Annotated in this window: 2 protein-coding genes; both read left to right on the forward strand. The window is 29.2% G+C overall.

Annotated features, from left to right (window positions below; genetic code table 11):
• The coding region (locus CAMP5053_RS08195) for a hypothetical protein (protein ID WP_337217639.1) at positions 1-269 on the forward strand (269 nt) is incomplete at its 5' end.
• A partial coding sequence (locus CAMP5053_RS08200) for a hypothetical protein (protein ID WP_337217640.1) occupies positions 256-931 on the forward strand: 676 nt, incomplete at its 3' end. The genes CAMP5053_RS08195 and CAMP5053_RS08200, both read left to right, overlap by 14 nt.

Raw genomic sequence — 931 nt, forward strand, 5'->3', positions numbered from 1 at the left:
ATAAAATGGGCTATAAACAATTTATCGAAAATAATAATGTCTATATAGTCAAGGATAATAAACAAATAAAAGAGATTTGGGAGGATATTGCAAAAGATACGACAATGTTGCCAGATGCGGGAAATGGTATAAAAATGAGAAAACTAGATGATGGAACTATTATAAGATTAAGAAAAACATCTGATTCTGGCGGTTCAGCAATAGATATAGGAAATAAAAAACCAAATAATGTAATTCATAATAAGGCGAAAGAAGATGGTGATTGGTAAAGTAATTCATAAATACGGTTCGTTTTTTCCTGATTTTGATGAGATATTTTACAATTTAGGTTATGATGGTATTTGTTTTGATGAAAAATCAGATATAAAGCTTTTTCTACAAATTCCAAACCTTAAGAAAACAGATATTTTAGAATATTTTGAAGATCACTTTTTAGGATCAATTTTTGAGGATGCATGCGATTTTAATGACTTGGATTGTCCTTTGTTTTACACAGAAGATGAAAACTTAAAAAATTCCATAAAACCAAATTACAATAGTGAGTATGTAAGTATTATAGGGCAACTATTCTTAGCAGGATATATAGACTTTGGGATTACTCCAAGATCGGAAGATAAATATACAAGAACAGACTATCCTACTAATTTATCTTATTATAAAGAAGATAAATATCAAGCTTGGGTGTATTTTAGAGATAATTTCTTTTATACTAATGCATTTTTAAAAGGATATTATGACGATATTTTAATCTATAAAGGCAAAGAATATACAGCAAATACTTTACCCAAACTTAAAAAAGGAGAAACGATCCATAGCACAATGCATAGTGCTGCTTCTTGGGTTATGCCAAGATATTGGAGTGGGTATAATATATGGGTAACAAGAACTCAAAAAGGCACAAAATATCTCCGTGAGATTTTAGAACCTAGAG

The sequence above is a fragment of the Campylobacter sp. S4:11 genome, assembly GCF_024723695.1.
In the GTDB taxonomy this organism is placed as follows: domain Bacteria; phylum Campylobacterota; class Campylobacteria; order Campylobacterales; family Campylobacteraceae; genus Campylobacter_D; species Campylobacter_D jejuni_C.